This is a genomic window from Actinobaculum sp. 313 (assembly GCF_003073475.1).
Lineage (GTDB): Bacteria > Actinomycetota > Actinomycetes > Actinomycetales > Actinomycetaceae > Asp313.
In genome coordinates, this window is the sequence record NZ_CP029033.1 from 1,023,778 (window position 1) to 1,048,757 (window position 24,980).

Sequence of the window (24,980 nt, forward strand, 5' to 3'; positions counted from 1 at the left end):
GCGCCCCTCTTGTCCGTCCATCCACAGGTCGTTTTTTGCAGGATTCTCGATTGTGTCACAATGCGGTTTTGACCGAATATGCGTGAATCCACGGGTTTTACCTAGATGAGGGTTTACGTGACCTGTGCCATTTTTTGCAGACTTGAGGAAATCTGTTGCAGGGACGCGGACGCCCTTTTACTATCGTGCCCATATAGGGCCTACCGCTGCACGTAGCCGTGCTGGGTCCACGACCTGGAGGGAACAATGCACACCCGACGTATAACTGCACTGCTTGGAGCTGGCGCACTGACCGCCAGCGGCCTGATCGCGCTCCCCGGACTGCCGGCGGTGGCCGCAGATGGACCATACTCTCTAGCAGGGGATCTGCAAAGCGAGATTTCCACCTGCGCTGACTGGGATGAGAAGTGTACCGCTACCGAACTGACGGAGACCTCGGAGGGCATCTACGAATTCACTGCCACCGTGCCCGCAGGGTCGTGGGAGTACAAGATTGTCGGCGGACATTCCTGGAACAACTCGTGGGGTAACGGTGACGCTAACATGCCGATCACCGTGGCCGGAGATACACAAGTCACCTTCCAGTTCAACGCCACGACCAACAAGGTGGGAGTGGCGCTGGACCTGGGTGACACGTCTTACACACCCGCGGACGATGCGATTATCGCCGCGCCGGCTTCTCGCGGATCCGGCGAGAATTTCTACTTCGTTCTCACTGATCGTTTTGCCAACGGCGACAGTTCCAATGACACCGGCGGATTGGATAGCGATCCGCTGGTATCGGGGTACGACCCGACGAATAAGGGCTTCTATCAGGGCGGCGATATCGCCGGACTGCGCGAGAGGCTCGATTACATCGAGTCCCTTGGGACAACGGCCATCTGGTTGACGCCTTCCTTCAAGAACCAGCCCGTGCAGGGCAGCGGCAGCGATGCTTCGGCCGGATACCATGGCTACTGGGTGACCGACTTTACGCAGCTTGACCCTCATTTGGGTACCAATGACGAGTTCAAGGCCTTCATCGAGGATGCGCACTCGCGCGGCATCAAGGTGTACTTCGACATCATCGTCAACCACACCGCTGATCTCATCGAGTACGAGGGCGATTCGACGTCGTACGTCTCGCTAGCGGACTCGCCGTACAAGGATGCCGCGGGGCAGACCTTCGACCCGGCCGCAATTGCCGGAACGACCTTCCCAGAGCTTGACGCTGCCACGTCATTCCCCTATGTTCCGCAGCGGCAGGGCGACGTCGTCCCCGCTGAACTCAACGATGTGACGCTTTACCACAACCGTGGCAACTCCACCTGGTCGGGTGAGTCGGTGACCTACGGCGACTTCGACGGGCTGGACGACCTCATGACCGAGAATCCGGTGGTCGAGCAGACCTTTGAAGAGGTGTACAAGGCGTGGATGGACTTCGGGATCGACGGTTTCCGCATCGACACCGCCAAGCATGTGAACTTCCAGTTCTGGAAGGACTGGACTGCGGGGATATCCGAATACGCCGAGGCGACGAATCCAGACTTCTTCACCTTCGGAGAGGTCTACGACAATGCCGCAACCGACCGTGCTCCCTACGTGCGGCAAACCGATATGGGAGCTACCCTCGACTTCGGTTTCCAAGACTCGGTGAAGAACTACGCGAGCGGCTACACGGCGCAGTCACTAGCCGGTACCTTTGCCGCGGACGACTATTTCACGACCGCCACATCCAATGCAGGTGACATGCCGACTTTCTTGGGCAATCATGACATGGGCCGGATCGGATACCTCTTGAATTCCGCCGGGGCGGATCAGCCGGAGACACGAAGCGTACTTGCCCACGAAATCATGTTCCTTACCCGCGGCCAGCCGGTGGTCTACTACGGCGACGAGCAGGGATTCGCGGGAACCGGCAACGACAAGGATGCCCGGCAGTCGCTATTCGCCTCGCAGACCGCCGAATACCGGAACCAACAGCTGCTGGACGGTAGCACCTTCGGTGCCGGTGACCACTACGATCAGACGACGACGCTATACACAACGATTTCTGAAGTTGCCACGCTACGCTCCTCCACACCGGCTTTGCGTGTCGGCGCGCAGATCGAGCTTTACGCGGAGAAGGGCCCCGGAGTCTACGCCTTCTCGCGAGTGGACCGCGACGAGAAGATCGAGTACGTCGTCGCCGTTAACAACGCGACTTCTGCTTCCACGGCGACTTTCACAACGCTGACTCCGGGGGCCTCCTATACCGGGGTATATGGGACTGATGATAGTCTCACGGCCGACGCCGCAGGTCAGGTGACCGTCGCGGTGGCGCCTCTGTCCGCTGTTGTATTCCGGGCTGATCGGCAGGTTGCTGCCGCCGATCAGCAGGGCGTAGTGGTCACGCCGACGGCCGGTGAGGCTCTGACCGTGCAGGCGACCACCTTGGCGGGGCAGAACGTCAGTGAATCCCTGGTTCCGGTAACAGCCACTGTGCAGGATGATCATTGGGCGGAGACGACTTTTGCCTACCGGCTGGTGGGCACAAACGAGTGGACGAGCCTGGGAACGGCAACCGGTGATTCCCCGCGCGTCTTCCACGATGTCAGTGGCCTGAAAGAGGGAACACTCATCGAGTACCGGGCGATCTCGGTGGACGCCGAAGGGAAAGTGGCGGCTAATACCGGCTTCGGCTCGTTGGGTGTGAACCAATCGATTGGTGCGCAGGACTCCGGTAACGATAATACGACCGGCATGGTGAGCATCCCCGGTACGCACCAGCTTGCGCTGGGATGCACGGGCAACTGGCAGCCCGCCTGTGATCAGACCCAGCTGACCGCAGTGGCCGGAACCGACTGGTACAGCGGTACTTTCACCCTGCCGGCCGGTAACTACGAGTACAAGATCGCCCTCGGTGGTAGTTGGGATGTGAACTTTGGTGCGGGGGCCGTGCCAAATGGTGCGAATGTGGCTTACACGGTGGCCGCCGAGGGCCCGGTCACTTTCTATTACAACGCGAAGACTCACGAGTTCTTCAATACCGCCGAGCATCCGCCCTACACGGTGCCGGGCAATTTCAATGCGGCCGTGGGCTGTGCGCAGGACTGGGATCCTGCCTGCCTGGCAACACTGATGACGGATCCAGATGGGGACGGCATCTTCACCTTCTCCACGACGCGGCTTCCCGCCACGCCAATCGAGGCAAAGGTCTCCGAATCGCTGAGTTGGGATGTCGCCTATGGCCGAGATGGAAACGGAGCCGGTGGTTCTCCGAATTACCAGTTCGACGCGGTTCCTGCCGGTAAGCTCGCCGTGTTCACCTACAATCCCTCCACCCATATCCTCACACTTGAGGTAACCGATATACCGGTGGTGGGTGACGGGCAGGCCATCGGCTACTGGTTGGATGAGGAGACCCTCGCCTGGCCGGCCGATGTGGCCACCGATGGCGCCACCTACACGCTCTACTATGCGAAAAATGGGGGAATAACACGCCAGGGTGCCGACGTCTCGGGAGCTGACGGTAGTGTTGCCCTGCAGGTCAAGGCCGGAGGGTTGACAAGCGAACAGAAGGAACAGGATCCCTATCTGACCGCGAAATATACCTCGGCCCGCAAGGACTATGTGGCACTCACGCCCGAGGAACCGCTGGATAGAGACCTTATCGAGACCATTCTGACCGGTGAGATAGAGGTGTTGCAGGCCGATGCCAACGGCAATCCGGTTGCATTCACATCCCTGCAGACCGCACGCGTCCTCGATGCCCTTTACGCGCAGAAGGCCGCGCAGCGCGAGCAGGGAGTCTCCTTCCAGGGAAAGACGCCAACGCTTTCTCTCTGGGCACCGACGGCGCAGTCGGTAACACTGCGTCTGTATGACGATCTTTCCGCCGAGGGTGAGCCGCAGGAGCTGCCCATGGAGCGGCAGAGTGACGGATCCTGGACGATTACGGGTGAGGCTTCTTGGGCCAACCGGGCATATCTGTATGACGTGGAGGTATATGTTCCTCCGACGGCAATCACCGCCGGTGACGAGGCGCAGGAGGCCATCGCCGGCACAGTGGTTCATAACATTGTCACCGACCCCAACTCGGTGGGCCTGACGACCGACTCCAAGCAGTCCGTTATCGTGAACCTGGACGATCCGGAGGCCATGCCGGAGGTGTGGAGCGATACGGCGTCGCCGGTTATTGCCCAGTTCTCGGACCGTGCCATCCTCGAAATGCACGTGCGTGACTTCTCAATCGCGGATGAAACAGTTCCGGAGGCTCTACGCGGAACCTACGGAGCATTCGGCGTGTCCGATTCCGACGGGATGAAGGAGCTGCGGGAGCTATCAGATGCCGGAATGAACACCATCCATCTGCTTCCGACCTACGACATCGCCTCCATTCCGGAAGACAGGTCCGCGCAGGAAATCCCTCAGGTGCCAGAGGCCGCTGCCGATTCCTCCGAGCAACAAGAGGCCGTGATGGCCGTTGCCGACCAGGACGGATACAACTGGGGTTACGATCCCTTCCACTACACGACGCCGGAGGGATCCTACGCCAGTGACGGCAACCAGGATGGTGCTGCGCGCACTGCGGAATACCGCTCAATGGTGGGGCATCTGCACGCAGCCGGTTACCAGGTGGTGCTCGATGAGGTGTTCAACCACACCTATGCCTGCGGGCAGGATGAGACTTCGGTGTTCGAGAAGATCGTCCCCGGTTACTACCATCGGCTGGGCTATGCGGGGCAGACCCTGAACAGCCCGTGCTGTGCCGAATATGCGACCGAACATGCCATGGCGGAGGATCTCATGATCGATTCGCTGGTGACATGGGCGAAGGAATACAAGGTGGACGGCTTCCGTTTCGACCTCATGGAGTTCAACTCCGTGCAGTCCATGCAGAAGATCCGCGCTGCCCTTGATGAACTAACCCTGGCCGAAGATGGTGTGGACGGGAAGTCCATGTACCTGTACGGCGAGGGGTGGGCATTCGGCACCACCGCCGACGGTTCGCGGTTCGAGCCCTCCATCCAGGGTAGGCTCGGCGGCACCGGGATCGGAACCTTCAATGATCGCCTGCGCGACGCAGTGCATGGCGCCCAATCCGACGGTAAGAATGACACCCAGGGCTTCGGCAACGGCTTGTATACCGATCCGAACGGCATTGCCGGTGGTGACGCCGACCAGTTGCGCTTCTACACCGACACGATCCGAATCGGTCTGGCCGGTAATCTGAGCGATTTCACTATCACTGCCGCGGACGGGACCGAAAAGACCGGCGCCGAGATAACCTTCAACGGTGCCAGCGTCGGATATGCCACCCAGCCGTATGAGTCGGTGAACTACGTTGACGCACACGATAATGAGACACTCTACGATCTCAACGTTTGGAAGATGCCGATGGGCTCCAGCATGGAGGACCGGGTGCGAATGAACACGCTGTCCCTGGCCACGGTTACCCTCGGACAGTCGCCCGTGTTCTGGCATGGTGGCACCGATCTATTGCGTAGTAAGTCACTGGACCGTAACTCCTACAACTCCGGTGACTGGTTCAATGCGATTGATTGGTCGGGGCAGACGAGTAACTTCGGCGTCGGCTTGCCTCCGGCACGCGATAATTCTGCGCGGTGGGACGCCATGCGGCCGTACCTTTCCAACGCGAATCTGGTGCCGGATGCGGCCGCCATGACGGCGTCGCATGAGCAGGCACTTGATCTGCTCCGCCTGCGTTCCAGTTCGGAGCTATTCACCTTGGACGACGCCGATCTGATTAAGGAGAAGGTGTCCTTCCCGAACGCCGGCCCCAATGCGACGCCCGGCCTGCTTGTAATGCGTATCGATGACACTGCGGGTGCCGATATCGATCCCGAACGTGATGGTCTGCTGGTTGTCTTTAATGCCTCGCCCAACGCGATCACGGAGGCGATCAATGGCATGGAGGGTACTGACCTCACACTGTCACAGATCCAACAGGATGGTGGTGACGAGGTCGTCAAGCAGACCGTGTGGGATAACGGCACAGTCACCATCCCCGGTCGCACCGTGGCGGTTCTTGAACAGAAGCAGACCGTCAACGGCTGCGAGGCCGAGGGGAACTGCACCTTCTTCTTGAGTTCTGAGGACCTCTCGATTACCGACATCATGTTCCACTTCGTAGAGGATGGCACACCTATTGCGGGAGACTGGGACGGTGACGGTAGCGACGAGGTCGGGTTCCGGATCGCTGGCAGCAACGAGTTCGTGCTGCGTGGCGACGACGGCGCATTGACACGCTTCCGTTTCGGGCGCAGCGGTGACGACGTATTGGTCGGTGACTGGAACGGTGACGGGCGCGATACCATCTCCGTTCGCCGAGGTGCCACGATCTACATCAACAATGCGCTCAGCGGGGGAGCTGCCGAACAGAGCTTTATTTTCGGCCGCACTAGCGATGAGATTCTTGCCGGTGACTGGGACGGCGATGGGAAGGATACCGTTGCCGTGCGGCGAGCCAATGCATTCTATCTGCGCAACAGCCTGCAGGGCGGTAACGCTGACTGGAGTTACCACTACGGTCGGGCTGCCGACGAGGTGTTGGTGGGCAACTGGGACGGTGCCAGCGATGGCCCATGGGTGGCCGACACGGTTGCCCTGCGTCGCGGCAATCAGTACTACATCGCCAATTCCGCCGATGGTGGCCCCGCGGATGACGTCGTCGTCTACGGGGAGCCTTCGGATACCCCTCTCGCTGGTGACTGGAATGGCAACGGGACCGACACGCTCGGCGTCTACCGAAAATAGGTGTGTGCCTAACGGTTAAGACGTAGGAGGTGCGAGCCGGGCAATCGCCGGTGGCAGTGTGGTTCAGCCTGCCACCGGCGATTTGTATGCGAGGCGTTTACCCGTGGGGCTGCCGAGGGCGCCAATGCCGGATAGAATGGCTAGCGTGCCTGGCTATTACAACGACTGCCAGCCAGCCCGGATACCGACCAGATTGAGGATTGAGAATGAGCTCTCCGATTGACCCCACCCAGACTGCCGCCTGGCAGCGCCTCACCGAACTTGCGGCGTCTTACCGCCCCGATTTCCGCGCCGCATTCGCGGCCGATAGCCAGCGGGCGGAACGTTACAGTTTCACCGCCGCCGATCTGCATGTTGATCTTTCCAAGAACTACCTTGATGAGGAGGTCCTCTCCGCGCTGCTCGAACTGGCCGAGCAAGTCGGGGTGGAAAGCCGTCGCGATGCCATGTATGCCGGCGAACATATCAACGTCACTGAAGATCGGGCGGTGCTGCACACCGCACTACGGCGGCCGCGCACTGACCAGTTGGTTGTTGACGGGCAGGACGTTATTGCGGACGTTCACGGCGTACTCGATGCGATCTATTCATTCGCCCGGCGAATCCGCTCCGGCGAGTGGACCGGCGTAACGGGTAAGCCGCTGACAACCATCATCAATGTGGGGATCGGAGGCTCCGATCTCGGGCCGGTTATGGCCTACGAGGCCCTCAAGCCCTACGTGCAGGAAGGGCTAGAGTGCCGATTCATCTCCAACATTGATCCGACAGATGTGGGGGAGACCCTCAAGGGCGTTGATCCGGAGACCGTTCTTTTCATCGTTGCCTCCAAGACGTTCACCACGCTGGAAACCATTACGAATGCCAAGGCGTGCCGCAGTTGGTTGCTGGAGCAACTCGCGGCGCGCGGTATTAGCGCCGACGACGCCGTCGCCCGGCACTTCGTCGCCGTATCCACGAACCTGGAGAAGGTGGCCGAGTTCGGCATCGATCCCGCCAACGCGTTCGGATTCTGGAACTGGGTAGGTGGACGCTATTCCGTAGACTCCGCTGTTGGAACCTCCCTCGCCATCGCCATCGGGCCGGAGAACTTCGCGGATTTCCTCGCCGGATTCCACGCCATGGACCTGCATTTCGCGCAAGCGCAGGCGGCGGAGAACGTGCCGCTGCTCATGGGGCTGCTCGGAGTGTGGTACTCCAACTTCCATGGGGCGGGCACACACGCCGTTCTGCCGTACTCGCAGTACCTGCATCGATTCCCCGCCTACCTGCAGCAGTTGACCATGGAGTCCAACGGCAAGCGGGTGCGCTGGGATGGTAGCGATGTAACGACGACGACCGGTGAGGTCTTCTGGGGCGAACCGGGCACCAATGGGCAGCACGCCTTCTATCAGCTGATTCACCAAGGCACGCAGCTCATTCCCGCCGACTTCATTGCCTTCGCCAACCCGACGTACGCGCTGCGGGACGGTGATTCCGATCAGCATGAGCTCTTCCTCGGTAATTTCTTCGCCCAGACGAAGGCGCTTGCCTTTGGGAAGACCGCCGACGAAGTCCGGGCGGAGGGCACCCCGGAGGAGATCGTCACCGCGCGTGTCTTCACCGGCAACAAGCCGACGACGTCGATTATGGCCCCGGCATTGACTCCGGCAGTGCTCGGCCAACTCATTGCCCTGTATGAGCACATCGTGTTCGTGGAGGGCTGCGTATGGGGTATCGATTCGTTCGACCAGTGGGGGGTGGAGCTCGGCAAGCAAATGGCGAAAGATCTGGCTCCGGCGATTGCCGGCGACACCGCCGCACTCGCCGAGCAGGACTCGTCAACGGCCGGTCTGATCGCCTACTACCGCGCGCATCGCAAATAAGGGAATCTCTGTGTGCGGAGTGCCGCTGGTGAAGACTCATAGGAGGCCCCAGTGGCGCGGCAGGATCCTACTGCTGAAACGCTGCGACTATTCGCATGCCCCGCGTGGCTCGGGGTATCGCCGCAGTGAGAATCGGGCTATTTCCGCCTGCAGTTCTGCGCAGAGGCGTGCCCCCTACCGCCTGCGGTGAGAATCCACATGCCGGTGCCCGCGGTCTTCTAGGTCTAAGGTGCCCGGACTAAATTAACCCCGCCGCATATGCTGGGATAGTCCGGGCATAGACCCCTCTTTTCTGGGCGGAGAGCCCGTTACGACAACCTACGAAGGAGAAATCCATGGCGAAAACGCCAGTCACTGTTACCGTTACCGGAGCGGCCGGAAATATCGGCTACGCTCTGCTTTTCCGCATCGCTTCCGGAGCCCTGTTGGGGCCGGACACTGCGGTTCGTTTGAACCTTCTGGAGATTCCGCAGGCGGTGAAGGCAGCCGAAGGAACGGCCATGGAGCTGAATGACGCCGCCTTCCCGCTGCTTGATTCCGTGAACGTGTACGACTCGGCCGACGCCGCCTTTGAGGGCGCGAATGTGGCGCTGCTGGTTGGAGCTCGTCCGCGTACACAGGGCATGGAACGAGCCGATCTGCTCGAAGCCAATGGCGGCATCTTCGGACCGCAGGGCAAGGCAATCAATGATCATGCCGCCGACGATGTTCGCGTTCTTGTGGTTGGAAACCCGGCCAATACGAACGCCGTCATTGCTATGAGCTCCGCTCCGGATGTGCCGAAGAGCCGCTTTACCGCCATGATGCGACTCGACCATAACCGCGCCATCTCCCAGTTGGCAGAGAAGACTGGGGCGAAGGTCAGCGATATTCGCAAGATGGTGGTCTGGGGTAATCATTCAGCTGACCAGTACCCGGATGTCTCTTACGCGACGGTGAGCGGCAAGCCAGCGGGTGAACTGGTGGACGCCGAGTGGCTGGAAAGCTACTTCGTTCCCACAGTTGCCAAGCGCGGAGCGGCGATTATCGAGGCGCGGGGAGCCTCGTCGGCGGCTTCTGCGGCCTCGGCTGCCATTGACCACGTGTACAGCTGGGTCAATGGCGTTCCGGAAGGTGACTGGGTGACTTCGGGAGTGTACAGCGACGGTTCGCACTACGGTGTGCCAGAAGGGCTGATCTTCGGATTCCCCTGCGTTTCGGTGGATGGCGAGTGGCAGATCGTTGATGACCTGGAGATCTCCGAGCGCACACGCGCTGGGATCGACCACAACGTTAAGGCCGCACAAGAAGAGCTGGAGGCCGTGCGCGCACTCGGTTTGATCTGAGTCGCGTGGAGCGAAGAACGGCCACCATCTTGGCCGTGATGCGGGATACCGTCCCGGTGGTGATGTGGGCGCGGTGGCGCCGCGCATTGCCCCCATCGCAGCGGTAGGTGCTCATATGCCCGCCCGAGCGTTGTCTCGGGCGGGCACTCGCATGTGGCCTCGTGGCGAGGCTAGATGTTGCACCCGTCGCCCGCCGCGTGTGGCTTGCCTGCCGCGTGTGGCAGGCAACGATGGGCCCTACCAGTCTTTCACGCTGCAGTCGAAGCCACGTTTGGCGGCGTTGCTGCCCCGGCTGTACGCCAGAGCCTGCCCGGGCAGTGGCGAGGCTGAGCGCAGTCGTGGCTTCCTTGTGAAATCGACCGTCGCCCGCTTGTGCAGTTGCAAGGCGGCGACTGCGCGTGCTTGTCGTGGCGGAGGGGACTGCACGCCCGGGTGTGGAGGGGCGGTGTACTCCCGCTTCAGACACCGCCACCTCCGCCGTTTGCCCACACCGGCGCCTGCCTACACTGGCTGTAGCGGGGTGGCGGAGCGAAACCGAGTGATTCCGACGGTTACCCGTCCGTTGTTGCTCGAGATTCTCCGGTTTATCTTCCATTCTCCGGGTTTTTCGCGGAAAACTGCGTAAAACCCGGAGAATTTGGATAGATGGGACAGGCTCGAAGGGGGCGATGAGCCGCACTTTGCACAGACGCGGGTAGGGTCGCTTGCATGGCCGATCCAACGAACCCGGGGTCACGGAATACTTCGTGCACAGGTGGAATCCGATTGCGGCGTCATGTCTCAGGCGTTTTGAGGAGAGCTTGCACACAACACTGCCGCTCCTTGCGCGGGGTCGCACCGGCAGTAAGCGCGTAGTACTCAAGCAGTTCCGAGCGTGGGATGCTGCGGGGCCCCACCCGCGCCAAATATGCGCTTTTCAGCAGTGGCGCGGCGCAGAATCCATACCACTCCATAGGCGGCTGTTGCGAATCAGGCGATGGTATTGCCATGCCGCTTGCGCCGTTTGCCGTGGGCGAATGGGAATGCTGCGGCGTGCTGTTGGGAACAACACACCGCACACTAGTTACTGTACGGTAGGGTAACTTACGATAACGTAAGTGTAACGGTGTGGGTGATGTCCGCGCAGAGAGAGTGCCGAGAGACGGCGCGAAAGGATGGCGAAATGGGCGAACTGAGTGCATGGGACCAAGCGGGACAACCGGAGGCGAGTCTGCCCCCGGCGCGCTTTCCACTCACTGGTGCACAGGCCGCCGTCTTATTCCACACCGAACTCACCGGATCCACTCAGGACGACTTAACTGCTTTGTGGGAAGCGGGCCGCATCCCGGATTTCACCGTAATGGTCGCCGACGACCAGACGGCCGGGCGAGGCCGCTCCGGCAGACGTTGGTTCTCGGCAGCCGGTCGTTCACTCCTGGTCTCCGTATTGGTGGAGGTTCCGGAGAGCATTGAAGAGCATGTCGCCTTACTGACCCTCATCGGTGCGGCAGCGGCCCGCAGCGCCATCAACATGTGCACAGGTAGAGACGCCGCACTGTTGTCATGGCCCAACGACGTCGTCGTCCGTGTACCGGAACCACGGAAGGTAGCCGGAGTCCTCGGTGAGTTCTGCGGTCGACGCGACGGCAAGATCGCCTGCGTCATCGGACTGGGCGCCAACCTGTCGCTGGAGGCCGAAGAGCTTCCCACTCCTACCTCGGCCTCGCTGGCAACCGCCGGGCTGCCAGTACCAACGCGGGACGAGCTGGCGGCTGCCTGGTTGCGCGGCCTACGCGAACGTATCGACGCCTTGATCGATACGGGAGACCCCGTCGCTTCCGGTCTGATCGAGGAGGCCAATGCCTGCTGCGAAACGCTGCGTCCAGGCGTCACGGTGGGGCGTCCACGCGCCACACCGCTGAACGGAACCGGACGTGCCATCCTGGCGGATGGGTCGCTCGACATGGTCACCGACGACGGGCCGGTGGTCGTCACCTCCGGCGAAGTCTCCCTGCTGGGACGAATGGAGCGTGCGGCATCGCCCGAGCAGCATACGCCGCCCATCGGCCAACGCGTTCCCCGGCATCACAAAGCAATCCAATGGTCTCAATCGAGTCGCGGCAAGGAGTCCTGAGTGTCAATTTCCCGTATTCTCATCGCCAATCGTTCGGAAATCGCCCTGCGGGTGATTCGCACCGCCGCCGATATGGGTATCGAATCGGTGGCCGTGTATTCCGACGGTGACCGTGGTGCGCAATTCGTCCGCCAGGCGGATTCTGCCTATGCCCTCGGAGGTACGGCATACGCCGAAAGCTACATGAACGGCGACAAACTCATAGATGCGGCCAAGCAGGCCGGTGCTGATGCCGTACATCCCGGATACGGGTTCCTCTCCGAGATCCCTGAATTCGCCTCCGCCGTCCAAGAGGTCGGCTTGACCTGGATCGGCCCGGCTCCGGATGTTCTGACCCGCCTCGGCGACAAGATCCAGGCCCGGCGCCTGGCCGAATCGGTGGACGTCAGCCCGGTTCCCGGTATCTCCGATCCGGTCTCCGGGCGGGAATCCGTTGCCGCATTCATAGCCGAGCACGGGTATCCGATTGTTACCAAGAAGGCCGACGGCGGCGGCGGCCGCGGCATCACCATCATTGAATCCGATGCGGATCTGGACCTCTTCTTCGCCGCTCACGGCACCGAGGCGGAAGGCTTCTTCGTGGAGCGCTTCATCCGCACCGCCCGGCACGTAGAAACACAGTGCGCACGGGATTCCCACGGCAACTTCGCCGTTATCTCAACGCGTGACTGCTCGGTGCAGCGCCGAAACCAAAAGCTCATCGAGGAAGCCCCGCCCCCGGGTTGGGAGAGGAGACGGTGGCGACGCTGGTGGAGTGGTCGCATCGGCTCTTCGACGCCGTCGGGTACGTGGGGCTGGGAACATGTGAGTTCCTGGTCGAACCGGATGGGCGCGTGAACTTCCTCGAAGTCAACCCGCGCCTGCAGGTGGAGCACACGGTATCCGAGGAAGTCACCGGCCTCGACCTCGTTGCGGAGCAGATCCGAATTGCCTCCGGGCAGGAGTTATCGCAGGTGCCGACGCCGCGCGCTCATTCCTTCGAGTTCCGTATAACCTGCGAGGACCCGCGCCGTGGTCTGGTTCCGTCCACCGGCACTATTACGCGCCTGCGCTGGCCCCTCGGGCACGGGGTACGGATCGAATCGGGTGTCACGGAGGGCGATGCGGTCACCGCCGATTTCGACCCCATGCTGGCCAAGCTCATTGTGACGGCACCGACGCGTGAGGCCGCAATTGCCCGCTCCCGCCGAGTACTCGATGAATTGGTGCTGGAGGGCGTGCAAACCCCTGCCCGGCTGTACAGCGAAGTTATCGCCATGCCGGAGTTCGCGGGCGCCGCGCCGTCGACCCGCTGGTTTGAAGAAGAGGTGCTGCCGGGATACATCGCCCCGGCCGATGCCTCGGCAGGCGTCGCGGTGGATAACGCGCCAGCGGTGGCCGCTGCACCGGTGGAGGAACGTGCCAGTTTCGTCATCGAGGTGAATGGCCGACGCATGGAGCTGACCGTTCCTCGCTCAATGTTCAACACCGGCGGGCATTCGCGCACGCAGCAACCGTTGCGCAGCGCCAACCGTGCTCGCGCCGACGCGCGCAGCGGTGAGCTTGTGGATGCCGACGGCATGGTCAATTCACAGATCCAGGCCATTGTGGTACGCGTATGCGTCGAGGTCGGTGCCTCGGTCAACCGCGGCGATCTCCTCGTGGTCCTCGAGTCCATGAAGATGGAGAGCTACGTGCATGCCCCTTACGACGGTACTGTCACTGAAATCGCCGTGAGTGGTGGTCAAAACGTGTCCGCTTACCAGCCGCTTGTGCGTGTGGCGCGCAAGCAGGAAGGAGAATAATCATGACACTCACCAGTTTGCGTGGCCTGCCAGACGAGTCGCAGACCATTGACTCCACATCGCGTGTTATCAATCGAGCCGACTTTGCCGCCTACCAGCAGAGTCTCGCGGAAGGCGCCGAGGAGAAAGCGCGAAAGCGCCAGCATGCCAAGGAGAAAAACACCGCGCGGGAGCGTATCGGTCTGTTGCTCGACCCCGAGTCTTTCACCGAAATAGGGCAGTTCGTCGGCGGTAACATGGCCGAGGGCTTCACCGGGGCAGCGGTGGTGACCGGTATCGGAACCGTCGGGGGAGAACCGGTCGCGGTTTATGCACAGGACTTCTCGATCTCCGGCGGAACGCTCGGCCAGGCCGAGGGAGACAAAATCATCTCCCTCATGGACAAGGCGTTAGAGCTACGCATCCCGATCGTCGCCATGCTCGATTCGGGTGGCGCCCGCATCCAGGAGGGCGTGGTGGCACTGAGCCAGTACGGTCGTATCTTCCGAAAGACATGCGAGGCATCCGGTGTGATTCCGCAGGTCTCGGTGATCCTTGGGCCGTGTGCCGGCGGTGCAGTCTACTGCCCGGCCCTGACGGATTTCATTGTGATGACACGCGATCATTCGCATATGTTCGTCACCGGCCCCGACGTAGTGCGGGCCACAACGGGCGAAGATGTCAGCTTCGAAGACCTGGGTGGCGCACAGGTGCACAACTTCCAGTCTGGCGTGGCTCACTACCTCGCCGAGGATGAGGCGGACGCCCTGGACTACACGCGTACGCTGCTCACTTATCTGCCGCAGAATTGCGATGCACCTACCCGCCACTGGGATTACACGGACGGGCCACAGGCTGCCGTCGACGCAGCCGGGCTGGCCGGTTTGGTTCCCGAGTCCTCCAAGCAGCCATACGACATGGTGGAAGTGATACGCCACCTGGTCGATTACGGTGAATTCGTCCAGGTGCAGGAGTATTTCGCCCCCTCTATCGTCGTCGGCTTCGCGGCACTGGCGGGAGAATCCATCGGAATCGTTGCGAACCAGCCACTGCACGAGGCGGGCACGCTTGACGTTGATGCCTCGGAGAAGGCGGGCCGCTTCGTCCAGTTCTGCGACGCCTTCAACGTTCCCGTCGTCACGCTGGTGGACGTGCCGGGTTACCGGCCCGGCACCGAGCAGGAACAAGCGGGCATCATCCGCCGCGGTGCCAAGCTGATCTGGGCGTACGCGAACGCCTCAGTCCCGCTCGTTACAGTCGTGCTCCGCAAGGCGTACGGTGGTGCGTACATCGTTATGGGATCCAAGGCAATCGGTGGAGACATGAACTTCGCCTGGCCGGGCGCCGAGATTGCCGTATTGGGCGCCGACGGCGCGGTGGCGATCACCGGACGGCGGCAACTCAAACAGGCCGCCGCCGAGGGTCGGGATGTAGAGGCCCTGCGCAAGGAGCTCGCCGACAAATACACCCGGGAGAACGTCAACCCGTATCTCTCGGTTGCCAGCGGAGAGCTCGACGCGATTATCACACCCGAATCCACACGATCCACCATCGTTTCCGCACTACGCGTTCTGCGCACGAAGGACCGCTCGCATCCCGGTACCCGCCGCCACGGGAATATGCCCATGTGAGTAACGCCCGGCCCGAAGCGCTTCTCCCAATGCGCGCGTCGCGCCGAGCCACCGACCTATCCACGCCATTATTCGAAGTTTGTTCTACCGAGAACATCAGAAAGTTGATTATGTCCCCCGTTATTGATGAACTCCGCTCCTCCAGCCCGTGGGTCCTGCAGTTCGCAGGGCAGTCCTCGCCGTGGCGCCGGGAACTCAATGAGCTCCTGGAAGATCCGCGCGTATTGGCCTCGCTCACGGCATTGGACGTGCAAGCGGAAGAACTGCTTGCCCCCGTCCTGCCCGAGCTGACCGTCATTGGTGCAGGCCGCCTCGACCTGCTCGGCCGCCGCGGTCCCGCCGCGAACACCAGCGCGGCTATCGCGTCGGTGCCGGGCGTGCTCTTGGCACAGTACGGCGCCTATCTTGATGTAGAGGACGCGCTGGCCGGGGCCGAGCCCACTGCTGTTATTGGACACTCGCAGGGGATCCTCGCCGCAGCGATGATCTCGTCCGAGAAGCCAGCCGGAGTTCTGGCACTGGCACGAATTATCGGTGCAGCGGCCACGCGGGTGACCCGTGAAGTTGGCGCTTCCCGCGTCGGCGAGACGACGCCGATGCTCTCAATACGCGGTGTTCCGCGTCCGGTGCTTGCCGATATCCTCGCCGCGGAGGGCTTGGAGATCGCCATTGCAAACTCGCATACATCGGCGGTTGTCTCGGGTATTCCCGCCCGCTTGGCGGCACTGGTTGAAACCCTGGAACAGCGGGCGGCCGCGTCGCGTCAGGAGCGAGAGGCAAAGCGTACCGGTGGCGCGCCACTGGCACCCATTTGCGAGTTCCTCGACGTCGATACCCCATTCCACTCCCAGCTTCTTGCAGATGCCCTGCGAATTGCCGACGAGTGGATTTCGCGGTGCGATCTTGGCGTTGCAAATGCTCACGAGCTGGCCAGTGCGGTTCTGATCGACCCGCTCGCCTGGGATGACGAGGTCGCCGTTGCAGTGGCGAAACTCGAGACGCCCGGCGGCGGCTACGTCATTGATTTGGGCCCCGGTTCTTTGCAGCGTCTGACCTTGGAGAACTTGGCGGGCAGCGGAGTGACATACGTGGATGCGGGCACCGCTCCGGCGCGCGACCAGCTGGTGCGGGAATGGCGCGTGCCACCACCACGCAGGACTGGTCCGATTACGCCCCGCAACTGCGCACGGTGGGAGGACGAAAGGTTCTCGACACTGCGTTCTCGCGGCTCACCGGCCGTTCGCCGGTAATGCTGGGCGGCATGACTCCGACCACTGTCGATCCCGAGATCGTGGCGGCCGCCGCCAATGCGGGGCACTGGGTGGAGCTGGCCGGTGGCGGCCAGTCCACCGAGGAGATTCTCACCTCGCATATCGCCGGGCTGAAGGAGCAACTGGAGCCCGGGCGGGCAGCGCAGTTCAACGCCATGTTCCTCGACCGCTACTTGTGGGATCTGCATTTCGGAGGGCGCCGACTCGTCTCACGCGAGCGTGCCGCGGGTGCCCCGCTGGACGGCGTCGTCATCTCCGCGGGCATTCCGGATCTCGACGAGGCGCTGGAACTCATCGCTCGTCTGCGTGGCGAGGGGTTCCCATACGTCGCTTTCAAACCGGGAACTGTTGCCCAAATTCGGCAGGTGGTGACCATCGCGAAAGAATGTGAGGGTATGCCGCTGCTCATGATGGTGGAAGACGGACACGCCGGTGGTCACCACTCGTGGGAGGACCTCGATGACCTGCTGTTGGCGACTTATCGCGAGGTCCGTGATGCCGGAGTGGTGCTGGCTGTCGGCGGTGGACTGGGTGTTCCCGAGCGCGCCGCCGCCTACCTGACCGGCGAATGGTCGAAGGCACACGGCATGCGCCCCATGCCCGTGGACGCCGTCTTCATTGGCACGGCCGCCATGACCGCTCGCGAAGCGAAGACGAACCGGGATGTCAAGGAACTGTTGGTTTCCGTTCCCGGTGTACAGGAGTCCGATGGCGGCGGCTGGATCGCCTCTGGAGCCGTGCGCGGTGGAATGACCTCGGGTCTGTCGCAGCTACATGCGGACATCTATCAGGTTGAGAACTCGGCCTCTGTTGCCGGGCGCCTGCTGGTAGAGGTGGACGGCGACGCGGACGCCATCGCCGCGCGCCGCGACGAGATCATCGAGGCGCTTGACCGTACCGCCAAGCCCTACTTCGGTGACCTGGAGGACATGACCTATGAGGATGTCTTGCGCCGTTACGTCAACCTCAGCTATCCGTGGACCGACGGTGCCCAGCTCACCCGGCTGTATGAGCTACTGCAGCGGACCGAGGCACGGCTCTGCCCACCCGATCACGGCCCGTGGGAGACGATGTTCCCCACGGAAGATTCGATCACGGAGCCGCACGCTGCCATTGACCGCCTTGTTGAGACCTTCCCAGCGGCCTCCAGCACCCGACTTGCGCCAAGTGACGCCGCCTGGTTCATTTCGCTGTGCCGCAAGTACCCGAAGCCGGTGCCCTTCGTGCCGGTGATCGGCACGGATGTCCTACAGTGGTGGGGCGGGGACTCACTGTGGCAGTCACAGGATCCTCGCTACACGGCCGATCAAGTGCGAATCATTCCTGGCCCGGTGTCCGCCGCCGGAATCACCGGCGTGGACGAGCCGGTGGCCGATATTCTCGCCCGCTATGAGGATGCCGCTGTTGCACGCGTGACCGGTGAGGCTCCCGAGGCGTTCTCACGGCTCGCCCAAACTCGCGACGAGTATCTGCGCACCGTGCCCAACCTCATGTGGCACGGGCATCTCACTGCCAATCCAGCTGTTGCCATCGCGCAGGCGGAGATTCATGACACTCCTGCGGGACTCGAACTGTATCTGCCGCTAGACACCATGTGGGAGGGGACCGGTGCCAACCAGCACGTCGTCGACCATATGCGTATTCCACTGATCATGCCGGATTCGGTTGCCGACGGCGGAGTACCGGTGGTGGACGAGTCTCGCCTGGAAGGAGCGATGCGCGAACTGTTGGCGGCCATGGCCGGAGTGGGCTCCCAAACCATCGGCGGAACGCCGATCAGCGAGTTCCCGGCGATTGACGAGAACGGTGAGGCCCATTTCAGCTTCGCCGTGAATCCGTCGATCAGCAGCCTGCACGCAGGAGTAACGGCACCGGGAAGCCAAACCAGCGTTCCCTCGGCACTGCTAGGCTCCTGCTGGCCAACCATCTACGCCGCAATTGGTTCCGGACAGGCCGGCGGTTACCCTGTGATCGAAGGACTTCTCAACGCTGTTCACCTGGATCACTCCGAGCTGCTTCACGTCAGCCTGGACGAGATCTACGCCGCAGGCGAGCTCACCGCGCACTCCCGTTGCTCGGATATAGCCGAGTCGGCCTCCGGGCGCGTTGTCACCATTTCGACGCGTGTCACCACGGCCACGGGTGAGACCGTTCTGGAGTTCACTGATCGTTTCGCCATGCGCGGGCGGGCCACAACCACGAACCAGCCCGCAGACCCGGCGCCACGCGGCGGAATTGAGCGTGACGTGGTGGATACGCCGCGGTCACTGCTCTCGCGTACCCGTGTGACCGCCCCGACCGACATGACGGCATTCGCCATTGTCTCCGGCGATTTCAACCCGATTCACACCTCTGCACGAGCCGCCCGCGTGGCGGGAATGGATGCCCCGCTGGTGCATGGCATGTGGCTCTGCGCGGCCGCCCAGCACGCCGTTGCCAGCGTGGATGTCGGTGCCATCACCGGGTGGACCTACCGCATGTACGGCATGGTGGCGCTCAACGACGAGGTGGAGATCTCGGTGGAGCGCGTCGGGCGTCTGCGCGAAGGAGGCCTCGCACTAGAGGTGACCTGCCGCATCGATGGTGAAATCGTCTCTCAGGCCAGCGCCTCTGTTGCCGCCCCACTAACCGCCTACGTGTTCCCTGGTCAGGGCATTCAGGCGCAGGGAATGACATTGGATGAGCGCGCCGCCTCTCCCGCCGCGCGTGACGTGTGGGAACGCGCAGATGCGCATACGCGCAAGGCGCTCGGTTTCTCCATCCTGGCGGTTGTTCGCGACAATCCGCGCGAACTGACCGCCCAGGGCACCGTGTATCGCCACCCCGATGGTGTACTGAATCTGACCCAGTTCACCCAGGTCGCGCTGGCCACGGTTGCCTTCGCACAGACGGCACGCCTGGCGGAACAAGGGGCGCTGGTTTCGGGCGCCTATTTCGCCGGGCATTCCCTGGGCGAATACAACGCCTTGTCCGCCTATGCCGGAATCTTCACCCTGGAGAATGTGCTGGAGATCGTGTTCCACCGCGGTTCCACCATGCACCACCTCGTACCGCGCGACGCGGAGGGGCGCTCCAACTATCGCCTCGGCGCACTTCGCCCCAACCAGTTCGGTGTGGGCGACGACGGCGTCGTCGATTACGTCGCCTCTGTATCCGAAGCCACCGGGGAATTCCTCGAAGTAGTGAACTTCAACCTGGCCGGCCAGCAGTATTCGGTGGCGGGAACCGTTGCCGGGCTAGAGGCTCTCGCCAAGGATGCGGGGGAGCGTGCTCGTGCCGCCGGTGGCAAGCGTCCCTTCATGCTGGTCCCCGGCATTGACGTGCCGTTCCATTCCTCGGTGCTGCGCGTCGGCGTGCCCGATTTCCGTAACCTCCTGGAACGGTTGCTGCCGCAGCAGATCAACCTGAACGTGTTGGTGGGGCGGTACATTCCGAATCTCGTGGCGCGGCCGTTTGAGCTGAGCCGTGATTTCACGGCCGCCATGCTGCAGGTGGTTCCATCGGATACTGTGCGCGAATTACACGAGCATTTCGACGAGCGCATGACAGACCCGATGGAGGTCGGCCGCACGCTACTTATTGAATTGCTCGCCTGGCAGTTCGCCTCTCCGGTTCGCTGGATCGAAACGCAGGATCTGCTGCTGGATTCCGGCGTGGACGAGATCGTTGAGGTCGGCCTGGCGGCATCACCCACGTTGGCGAACCTTGCTGCGCGAACACTCGCTCTGCCCGAGCATGCGGGCGCTTCCGCCACAGTTCTCAACGTGCAGCGTGACTCGAAGAGGGTACTGCGCGAGGACGTGACGGCTCCGGTTGTGGATGAAGCCGCACCGGTAACCGAGGCGGATGCCGCCCCGAGCGAACCGGTGGCCGAGTCCGCTGAGACGACGGCGAGTACCGCGCCGGCGGCGGCGGTTTCTGTGGCCTCCCCGGCCGCTGCTCCGGCGGCAGGACCGGCGGCGGACCTGCCTTTCACTGCCGCCGACGGACTGCGGATTCTCCTCGCGCAGCAGACGAAGTTGCGGCTGGACCAAATGACCGATGCGGACAGTGTCGAGACGCTGACGAACGGCGTTTCCTCCAAGCGCAACCAGGTACTAATGGATCTGACGGCCGAATTCGAGCTCGCCGCGCTCGATGGGGCGGCGGAGGCGCCGCTCGCTACGCTGTCCACCCAGGTGGATGCACAGGCGCATGGCTACAAGCCCTTCGGTCCGGTGCTCAGCGAGGCGATCGGAAGCCGCCTGCGTTCTCTCGCCGGTGGCAGCGGTGCAAAGCCTGGCCGCATCACGGAGCGGATCGAGAACGTGTGGCAGCTCGGCTCCGGATGGGTGGCGCACGTCAGTGCCGCTTTGCTACTCGGCACACGAGACGGCAAGTCGCTGCGTGGCGGCGACTTGGCGAACCTTGACAACACCGCTCCCGCGAACACCGGAGAGCTGGAGGCATTGATCGATGCCGCCGTCGCCGAGGTTGCTGCGGAGCATGGCGTAACCGTGGCTATTCCCAGTGCGGGCGGTGCCAGCGGCGCCGTCGTCGACTCTGCCGCGTTGGATGCCTTCTCGGAGCAGATCACCGGCGTTCTAGCCGATACTGCACGCGATCTTCTTGATCGTCTCGGGCAGGCACCCGCCGCGGTGCAGGAAGCCACGGACGATTCCGGCGCACTGCGCGACGCCATCGAGGCCGAACTCGGCAGCGGCTGGGAGGCATTTGTCACCCCCGCCTTCGAAGCGGCACGAGCCGTCCGTCTGGCCGACCGATGGGCCACTGCCCGCGAGGACGTGGCACGTATTGTCGCGGGGCAGGATGTCACGGCGAACTTCGTAGGCGTCGGCGAGGAAGTCGCCCGGCAGGCGCGCTGGCAGGCACGGCGGCACCCCGAACTGGCTGATCGGCTGGAAGAAATTGCCGACCAGGCGGTTTCCACCGAGGCGGGAGCCTTCTCCGGGCAGATCGCCGTCGTCACCGGAATGACCGCGAATTCAATTGCCGGAGGCGTGGTCGCCGGGCTTCTTGCCGGTGGGGCGACAGTAGTGGCCACGGCCTCCCGAATCGATACCGCCCGCCTCACCTTCGCGAAGGAACTGTACCGCAGCAGCGCTCGCGGCGACGCCGAGCTGTGGCTCGTACCGGCCAATCTGGCCAGCTTCCGTGATATTGATGCGCTGGTCCAGTGGATCGGTAACGAGCAGCGGGAGACGGTGGGCGCCACCTCCAAGCTGGTCAAGCCCGCTTTCGTGCCCGATATGCTCTTCCCCTTCGCTGCCCCGCCGGTACGCGGCATGCTGACCGACGCCGGGCCAGAGGCGGAGAATCAGGCCCGTGTGCTGCTATGGGGGGTGGAGCGTCTGCTCGGCGCGCTGTCTGCTCTCAGCGTGGACACGAACCTCGAGCACCGGCTTCATGTGGTGCTTCCCGGATCCCCCAACCGCGGTACCTTCGGCGGAGACGGTGCCTATGGCGAGGTGAAAGCGGCATTCGACGCCATTATGAACAAGTGGCAAACGGAGCCGTGGGGCCGTAACACGTCACTGGCACGGGCCGTTATCGGTTGGGTGCGCAGCACCGGGCTGATGGGGCACAATGATCCGCTTGTCGCGGCCGTTGAGGCCGCCGGTGTCCACACCTGGAGCACCACGGAGATCGCGCAGAAGCTACTCGAACTGTGCACGCTGCAGGCACGCGCGGAGGCGGCCGCTGCGCCCATCGAGGCCGATCTGACCGGCGGCCTGGATAAGGTCGACCTACGCGAGCTGCGCGCGGCGGCGCAACCCGAGCTTTCAGCAGAGGAACTGGCCCCTGCGCCGACCATTGGCGCGCTACCGGCGCCCGCCGATCCACGCCTGGCAAGTTATGATCCAGCCGACTGGGAGGCCGTGACGGCCCGTCCGGAAGACATGGTGGTGGTTGTCGGTGTTGGCGAGGTGGGACCGTGGGGTTCCTCGCGCACCCGTTTGGAGGCGGAGCTTGGCATCCGCTCCGACGGCGACGTTGACTTGACCGCTGCCGGAGTACTGGAACTGGCGTGGATGATGAGCCTGCTGACCTGGCACGAGACTCCGCAGCCGGGCTGGTACGACACGAATGACACACTGGTGGACGAGGCCGATATCTGGGACCGTTATCGCGACGAAGTCGTGGCGCGGTGCGGTGTTCGAGCTTTTGTCGACGACGGCCCGCTGGCCGATCTCGGCATGGTCGACATTGCTCCGGTGCATCTCAGCTCGGATGTCACCTTCCCGGTGGCCGATGAGGCGCAGGCGCGTGCCCACGTCCAGGCCGATCCGGATTTCACCTCCTGCAGCGAGCAGGACGGTGAATGGCTGGTGACCCGCCGCGCCGGCGCGCTGACATACGTGCCGCGCCGCACAACCCTCAGTCGCAACGTCGGTGGCCAGTTCCCGACCGGCTTCGATCCCTCGCATTGGGGATTCCCGGCATCCATGACGGAGTCCATGGATCGCATGGCAGTATGGAACATGCTCACAACAGTGGATGCCTTCATCGGGGCCGGATTCTCCCCGGCGGAGCTACTGGCGGCGATTCACCCGGCAGAGGTGGCCAACACACAGGGAACGGGCTTCGGTGGCATGACCTCCATGCGCCAGCTGTACGTTGACCGTTTTATCGGTAACGAATATCCACAGGATATTTTGCAGGAGACGTTGCCAAATGTGGTGGCGGCGCATACCATGCAAAGCTTCGTCGGCGGATACGGATCGATGATTCATCCGGTCGGCGCATGCGCAACTGCGGCTGTTTCCGTGGAAGAAGGATTCGACAAGATCGTTGCCGGCAAGGCCACCTTCGTGGTGGCGGGTGCCATTGACGATTTGCAGGTGGAATCCCTGGTCGGCTTCGGCTCGATGAATGCCACCGCAGAATCCGCCGCCATGAAGGCGAAGGGGATCCCGGATCGTTTCTTCTCCCGTGCGGGAGATCTGCGCCGTGGAGGATTCGTGGAATCGCAGGGCGGAGGCACTGTGCTGCTTGCTCGTGGTGACCTCGCCCGCGACCTCGGATTGCCGGTGCTTGGAGTTGTCGGTTTCATCCACTCCTACGCCGATGGCATCAACACGTCCATCCCTGCCCCCGGCCTAGGAGCACTGGCAGCCGGACGTGGTGGCACCAACTCGCCCTTGGTACGTAGCCTGGCACCGCTCGGAGTCGGTGCGGACGATATTGCGGTGGTGTCCAAGCATGACACCTCCACCAATGCGAACGACCCGAACGAGGCGGAACTGCATGCCAACCTGGCGCGCGCCATCGGACGCAGCGAGGGCAACCCGTTGTACGTCATTTCGCAGAAGACCCTCACAGGTCATTCGAAGGGTGGTGCGGCGCTCTTCCAGATGTCAGGACTCATGCAGTTGTTCGTGAACGGTGTGATTCCGGCCAACAAGGCACTGGACTGCCTGGATCCGGCTTTCGCCGACGACGACTTCCTCGTCTGGTTGCGCGAGCCGCTGCGAGTGGGAACCGTGAAGGCGTCGCTGCTGACATCGCTTGGATTCGGGCATGTCTCCGCCTTGATGGCGCTGGTACATCCCGGTGCGTTCCAGCGCGCCGTTGAACGTAGCGACGGTGAGGAAGCAGCTGCGTCGTGGCGCGATAGGGCGGAGAATCGCCTGGCTGCCGGAGCACGGCAACTTGCGGCCGGCATGATCGGGCATGCACCGCTCTTCACGGAAGTGGATGGTCGCCGCTTCAGCGACGACGATGCCCACGCCGAGGAGATAGCCATGCTTCTGGATGAGAACGCGCGCTTGAGCGAGGACGGGCGGTACTGAGGATGATCCTCGGTACCGGGGTCGATGTCGTCGACATCGCCTCCTTCGCCGCGCAGCTCGCCGAGCCGGGCACGCGCTTTGAGAAGGTCTTCACCGCCAGAGAACGGCGGGCGGCGCACGAACGCGCCGCCCGCCGCGGCGGCTCCGAGGGAGCTGTGGCCGAGCATCTTGCTGCACGATGGGCGGCGAAGGAGGCCTTTGTCAAGGCCTGGTCGGCGGCACTGTATGGCAGTGCGCCGCCTCTGCCGGAGACGGTGTGGTCGCAGATTGAAGTGGTCGGCGACCAGTGGGACCGCCCCGGCCTGCGCTTGTACGGCGCTGTGGAGGAGAAATTCGCGGCGCTGGGGGAGACCCGCCTGCACCTCTCGCTGTCCCACGATGGCCCGGTGGCGGTGGCCTTCGTCGTCGTCGACGGGAGCGCGTAGTCCGAAAACCCTCGGTGCGGGATTAGACGAGCGGGCTGCCTGGCTGATTCACAGAGGAG

General features: G+C 62.8%; 8 protein-coding genes and 1 pseudogene. All 9 read left to right on the forward strand.

Annotated elements, in window-relative coordinates:
• Positions 1-246: 246 nt before the first annotated feature.
• The 9 genes and pseudogenes from pulA to DDD63_RS04450 all read left to right on the forward strand — a co-directional run bounded on the left by pulA (position 247) and on the right by DDD63_RS04450 (position 24,921).
• Positions 247-6,738, forward strand: a complete 6,492-nt coding sequence (gene pulA, locus DDD63_RS04415; protein WP_108715352.1) for a pullulanase-type alpha-1,6-glucosidase — start codon at positions 247-249, stop codon at positions 6,736-6,738.
• Between the two features lie 206 nt (positions 6,739-6,944).
• Positions 6,945-8,600, forward strand: a complete 1,656-nt coding sequence (pgi, locus tag DDD63_RS04420) for a glucose-6-phosphate isomerase (protein WP_108715353.1) — start codon at positions 6,945-6,947, stop codon at positions 8,598-8,600.
• A gap of 335 nt (positions 8,601-8,935) precedes the next feature.
• Complete coding sequence (locus tag DDD63_RS04425; protein ID WP_108715354.1) at positions 8,936-9,925, forward strand: malate dehydrogenase; 990 nt, start codon at positions 8,936-8,938, stop codon at positions 9,923-9,925.
• A gap of 1,162 nt (positions 9,926-11,087) precedes the next feature.
• On the forward strand, positions 11,088-12,038 hold the full coding sequence (locus DDD63_RS04430; RefSeq protein ID WP_164505457.1) for a biotin--[acetyl-CoA-carboxylase] ligase: 951 nt from the start codon (positions 11,088-11,090) through the stop codon (positions 12,036-12,038).
• A pseudogene (locus DDD63_RS04435) lies at positions 12,039-13,822 on the forward strand (biotin carboxylase N-terminal domain-containing protein).
• A gap of 2 nt (positions 13,823-13,824) precedes the next feature.
• The gene (locus DDD63_RS04440; RefSeq protein ID WP_108715356.1) at positions 13,825-15,432 is read left to right on the forward strand and encodes an acyl-CoA carboxylase subunit beta; all 1,608 of its coding nucleotides are present in this window, start codon (positions 13,825-13,827) and stop codon (positions 15,430-15,432) included.
• Between the two features lie 110 nt (positions 15,433-15,542).
• Positions 15,543-16,682 (forward strand): hypothetical protein, encoded by a 1,140-nt coding sequence (locus tag DDD63_RS12785; RefSeq protein ID WP_240611421.1) that lies wholly within the window; start codon positions 15,543-15,545, stop codon positions 16,680-16,682.
• On the forward strand, positions 16,565-24,496 hold the full coding sequence (locus DDD63_RS04445; RefSeq protein WP_240611423.1) for a type I polyketide synthase: 7,932 nt from the start codon (positions 16,565-16,567) through the stop codon (positions 24,494-24,496). Before DDD63_RS12785 ends, DDD63_RS04445 begins: the two co-directional genes overlap by 118 nt.
• Positions 24,497-24,498: 2 nt before the next feature.
• Entirely contained in the window at positions 24,499-24,921 is a 423-nt protein-coding gene (locus DDD63_RS04450; protein ID WP_108715357.1) for a holo-ACP synthase, read from the forward strand.
• Positions 24,922-24,980 lie beyond the last annotated feature (59 nt).